The organism is Algoriphagus alkaliphilus (assembly GCF_900103735.1).
In the GTDB taxonomy this organism is placed as follows: Bacteria; Bacteroidota; Bacteroidia; order Cytophagales; family Cyclobacteriaceae; genus Algoriphagus; species Algoriphagus alkaliphilus.
Map to the genome: position 1 here is coordinate 69,738 of NZ_FMXE01000024.1, position 5,376 is coordinate 75,113.

At 41.6% G+C, this 5,376-nt stretch carries 3 protein-coding genes and 1 pseudogene; 2 read left to right on the plus strand and 2 right to left on the minus strand.

Annotated elements, in window-relative coordinates; genetic code table 11:
* Window positions 1-2,531 (minus strand): annotated as a pseudogene (locus tag BLQ81_RS22335) (HYR domain-containing protein); the annotation flags it as partial.
* A gap of 7 nt (window positions 2,532-2,538) precedes the next feature.
* On the minus strand, window positions 2,539-3,678 hold the full coding sequence (locus tag BLQ81_RS15540; protein WP_139183648.1) for a hypothetical protein: 1,140 nt from the start codon (window positions 3,676-3,678) through the stop codon (window positions 2,539-2,541).
* A gap of 620 nt (window positions 3,679-4,298) precedes the next feature.
* On the opposite strand from BLQ81_RS15540, the gene BLQ81_RS15545 reads away from it, so the two are divergent.
* Together BLQ81_RS15545 and tnpA are read left to right on the plus strand one after the other, a co-directional pair.
* A complete protein-coding gene (locus tag BLQ81_RS15545) occupies window positions 4,299-4,961 on the plus strand; it encodes a helix-turn-helix domain-containing protein (RefSeq protein WP_092731729.1) in 663 nt (220 codons plus the stop codon).
* Between the two features lie 229 nt (window positions 4,962-5,190).
* The coding region (gene tnpA / locus BLQ81_RS22500) for an IS66 family insertion sequence element accessory protein TnpA (RefSeq protein WP_407640251.1) at window positions 5,191-5,376 on the plus strand (186 nt) is incomplete at its 3' end.

A 5,376-nucleotide genomic window follows, 5' to 3' on the forward strand; every position in this document is an offset into this window, starting at 1 on the left:
GTTTGCTGAGAAGTATTCCCGTTGCCGTCGTCAAATTTCCAGGTGACCGTATGCGTTCCCTGAGTATGGTAAGTCAGAGGATCTTCGGTAGTTCCGGTGATCGTTCCCTGGCAGTTGTCCAAGGCTGTTGGAACAGTTGTAACTGTCGCAGCACATTCGCCCGTGACATCGGCTAGAGTTTCAAGGGTCGGAATCGGAGCGGTAGTGTCGTCTATGATTATTTCTTGAGTCTGGCTACTTTCATTCCCTGCGTCATCGGTATAAGTCCAAGTAATTGTGGTAATACCTTGTGCGGTAATTGGAAAAATAGTCTGATCGGTTATCCCCTGGATTATTCCGTCTACAAGGTCAGTGGAAGTAGGGATGGAAAGGTCATCGAAGTTGACTTGGCATTGTGCGTTTATGGGTTCTAGGGTTTCGAGATCTGCAGAGGGAGCTTCTTCATCAAGTGCTTCTCCTCCACCGTAGATTCGGGCGATTCGGACACGACTGACTTGGTTATATGCGGTAAAACTTCCCCCAATGAGGATCTTACCATCAGATTGAAAAACTATACTTAAAACATTAAAATTTGGTCCAGTACCAGGGTTAAAAGACGTGTCTATACCCCCGTCCAAATTTAAGCGACCAAAATTATTTCTGTTTGTAAAATTATAACCATTAAAAAATCCTCCAATCAGAACCTTCCCGTCAGTTTGAGTAAGAATACTTTGAATTTGACCGTTTGGCCCCTGTGCAGGATTGAAAGAAGTATCTAGACTTCCTTCATCATTTAAGCGAGCAATTCGATTTATGTTTATTCCATTATAGGTGGTAAAATCACCCCCAATAAGAATTTTCCCGTCAAGTTGAAGAGCCATAGCCCAAACTGTACCATTTGCTCCTATGCCTGAATTAAAGCTATTATCAAGACTTCCTTCTGAATTCAGTCTAGCAATTCGATTTGATACTATCCCGTTATAGCTGGTAAAAAATCCTCCAATCAAAATTTTACCATCGGGCTGAAGGACCATGATCAGTAACATATTATTTGCACCTGTGCCCGGATTAAAGGAGCCATCCAAACTCCCGTCTGCATTAATTCGGGCGATTCGACTTCTGCTGGTTCCGTTGTAGCTGGAAAAATCTCCACCAATCAAAATCTTGCCATCAGGTTGAAGTACCATGCTCCGAACAAACCCGTTTGCCCCTAAGCCCGGGTTAAAGGAGCCATCTAAACTCCCGTCTGCATTAATTCGGGCAATTCGACTTATGCTGGCCCCATTATAACTGGTAAATTGTCCTCCAATTATGATCTTGCCATCGGGCTGAAGGACTATGCTCCGTACTGTACTGTTTGCCCCCGTTCCCGGATTAAAGGAGGTATCCAAACTCCCGTCCGCATTGATTCTGGCAATGTAATTTCTGGTTGTCCCGTTGTAGCCGGTAAAATCTCCCCCAATCAAAATCTTGCCATCGGGCTGAAGGACCATGCTCCAAACTGTAAAGTTTGCCCCTGTGCCCGGATTAAAGGAGGTATCCAAACTCCCGTCCGCATTGATTCTGGCAATGTAATTTCTGGTTGTCCCGTTGTAGCCGGTAAAATCTCCCCCAATCAAAATCTTGCCATCGGGCTGAAGGACCATGCTCCAAACTGTAAAGTTTGCCCCTGTGCCCGGATTAAAGGAGGTATCCAAACTCCCGTCCGCATTGATTCGGGCAATGTAATTTCTGGTTGTCCCGTTGTAGCTGGTAAAATTTCCCCCAATCAAAATCTTGCCATCGGGCTGAAGGACCATGCTCAGTACTGTACCGTTTGCCCCTGTACCCGGATTAAAGGAGGTATCCAAACTCCCGTCCGCATTGATTCGGGCAATGTAATTTCTGCCGGTCCCGTTGTAGCTGTTAAATTGTCCCCCAATCAAAATCTTTCCATCGGGCTGAGGTACCATGCTCTGTACTGTACTGCTTGCCCCTGTGCCCGGATTGAAGGAGGTATCCAAACTCCCGTCCACATTGATTCTGGCAATGTAATTTCTGGTTGTCCCGTTGTAGCCGGGAAAATCTCCCCCGATCAAAATCTTGCCATCGGGCTGAAGGACTATGCTCCGTACTGTACTGTTTGCCCCCGTTCCCGGATTAAAGGTGGTATCCAAACTCCCGTCCGCATTGATTCTGGCAATGTAATTTCTGGTTGTCCCGTTGTAGCCGGGAAAATCTCCCCCGATCAAAATCTTGCCATCGGGCTGAAGGACCATGCTCTGTACTAAATTGTTTGCCCCTATGCCTGGATTAAAGGAGGTATCCAAGCTCCCGTTTGCATTGATTCGGGCAATCCGATTTATGTTTGTCCCGTTGTAGCTGGTAAACAATCCCCCAATCAAAATCTTGCCATCAGGCAGATTGATCATGCTTCTAACTGTACTGTTTGCCCCATCACCAAAATTTAATCCATCAGGATTAAAAGTCAGATCAAGTTCACCCGGATTTTGTGCTTTAATGGATGAAATGCTTAAAAGCAATCCTGTTAGAAGAAGTAGAAGTTTTTTCATTTGTAGATTATTTATTACTGTCAGGAGTGACTTGAATTCCAATTTGAATTTTATCAGGAATCTGGATTAGGCGTGAAGTGGCAATGGGTATATTCGCTGAGATTCGAAACCGCTTGGAAACAGCCGCTCCTACATACACTTGGGATATCCAAAAGGGCTTGGTTACTTTTTGGGTTCCTCCCTCAAAATCAGGTGACTTTAAGGTTGAATAAAAAGTTGGAGTACCAGCTATATAGCTTCCTTTGAAATTTGCGAATAGGCTGAATTCCCCTCCATCAGTCCGGAGTTCAATTAAATATTCCAATGCCAAATCTGCATATCCTGAAAAGGCGTCCCGTTCCAGTTCTGACCCAAATACTGGAATATCTGCCACAAACCCGGGTTTAAAGGCAGAGTAAAATAAGATATTCCGCCTATTATAATAAAAAAAAGGAAACTCAAAATGAAGATTGGTTATCCCTCCACCATTGAAGAGCTTTGTGTTCACCTCCAAACTATCCGCGGAATCTCCACCTCCTTGTATCACAGAAGAAAATGACACTCTCATAAATGAAATCTGACCGCTTACGATCTCAGCATTAGCAGCCCCACCATTTTCAGATGCTTGAATAACAAAACTGTTAAGCGTAGATAATCCAGAAGATGAAACACTATTATAAAAAAAATTACCTTCATTCCTGTTTGTCACCGGAAAAAACCTTGCAGCCATCACTGGTTTTCCTAGAAAGCTATTAATAGAATAAAAATAATCTATTAGAATCTTATTGTCGCTGACTTTGTTTTTCTTTTCTAGAATTTCCTCCTGCCAATTGGCGACATTTTGGATATCCCGAGTCGATGGGGCTTGTTTTGAATATGAAGATTTTACTTTTAACTCTAATGAATCAATCTCAAGTTCTAATCCATCATTTACTCTTTCTAAAAGAGTAGCCATTTTTGGGGCCGAACTGACATGAATTGACAGTGAATCTTTATTAATTGAATCAAGGAAAGGTATTGATACTGATTTTAATTTATCAGTCTCAACTACCTTTTTTCCTCCAAGAGTATACTGACCTTGATAGGTAGGATAAAAAGTTGGGAATTGAGCAAAAGCCAACGCTGGAAGTACAATTCCAAAGAAAATTAAGAGTAAAGCTTTTTTCATATAATTATAATTTGTTTTTTGAAGGCCACATGCCCGCCTGTAGTCGGACAGGGAATCTTCGCATAGCTGATAATCATTCCTCTGTATGTCGCTTTGGGTCATGCTCGATTCCATATCAATAGATTATTAGTTTAAAATCTGGTCAACATCAAAACTTGGGAACTGAGAAAAGCTTTTTTTATCCTATTAAAACTACTCCTCTACTCCTTCCTGAACCAGTTTGAAATAGTAGTTGGTGGCTTTGGCCTAGAATCCGGTGAATTTTCAAGATCAAAGGAGGTTTAGATTTGTCTCTCCCAGTATCGTAAAGGTTATTACCCTTGTGCCTTAGGAAGAACAATTTGGTTTGCTCCCGAATCAATCCGGATCAGGAATCAAAGTTTGGACAAAGAGTCGATGTGTTCAATACCTAGATGTAGGTAAAAAATTCATTTCGAATACGGTTTTTTCTTATTTATATATTGTATTATGAATCCTGCAACATTCATCGACTAAATTCATTTGGGAATCTTGATGACCGATTTCCAACTTTTGAAAAAAAAATTAATTAAAAAACACATCATTGTACTTAGGAGGCTTAAACCGAAAACAGGATCAAAATCACATACAAAATCTAGCCAATGCAGGAAGCAATTCAGAAGAAAATCGACCATATAAAATCCATTGAAAAAAGTCTTCCTGCAATGATCATTGTCCACGATATCCGGGATTCTACCGTAGTATATATGTCAGAGATGGCCCTCCGGGGTCTTGGTGTGACTCTTCAGGAATTACTTGATTTGGGATTGGAATACCATCAGCGGTTTTTTAATCCGGAGGATGCCAAGGACTATGTTCCAAAAATCCTTGGACTTCTGGAGCGCAACAACGACGATGAAATTGTAAGTTTTTTTCAGCAAGTCAGACAAATGCCGAATATGGAGTGGGCCTGGTTTCTCAGCAGTATCAAGATTTTGTTGAGAGATGAGCATAACCAACCTGTATTAACCCTGACTACTTCCATCCCACTAGATGCCCAGCACCATATTGCTGCCAAATCTCAGCGCATTCTGGATGAGAACAATTTTCTTCGAAGAAACCTACATATCTTCTCCAAGCTCTCAATCCGTGAAAAAGAGGTGTTAAAGCTCTTAGCTTTGGGGCATTCCTCTGCTGAAATTTCAGAACTCCTCTTTATTTCAGATTTGACGGCCACTACGCATAGAAGGAACATCAAGGAAAAACTAAAGGCAAAATCTCAGTATGATTACATCCGATTTGCCCATGCATTTGATTTGATTTAAAGCCAGGTTGGAGAGGTTTCAATCAGCTAAAATTGAATCCTTCATTATTCATCATACAAAAGAGAAACTAGGTTTAGTTTGGAAGAGATACGTATCCCTCCGAGGAACTACATCTTGATGTGCTTTGCTTTATGAGCTAAAGTTGCGTGATGAACAAGACAAGTATTGAAAGTATCCCTCCGAGGAACTACATCTTGATGTGCTTTGCTTTATGAGCTAAAGTTGCGGGATGAAAAAGACAAGTATTGAAACCTACTATGAGCTGTTTTACAGATGGCAGCGATCAGGATTGAGTAAAGCTGCTTTTGCGGATCGAGAGGGGATTTCAAAAGTGAGTTTTTATTCTTTGTGCAAAAAGTGCCTCATTTTGCTCAAAAAGCCGTTTTTTAAGCTATCTTTGGTTCATGGAAAACAG

Coding starts and splice junctions, on each gene's coding strand:
- BLQ81_RS15540 (WP_139183648.1), bottom strand. CDS start 3,678: ATGAAAAAAGCTTTACTCTTAATTTTCTTTGGAATTGTACTTCCAGCG.
- BLQ81_RS15545 (WP_092731729.1), top strand. CDS start 4,299: ATGCAGGAAGCAATTCAGAAGAAAATCGACCATATAAAATCCATTGAA.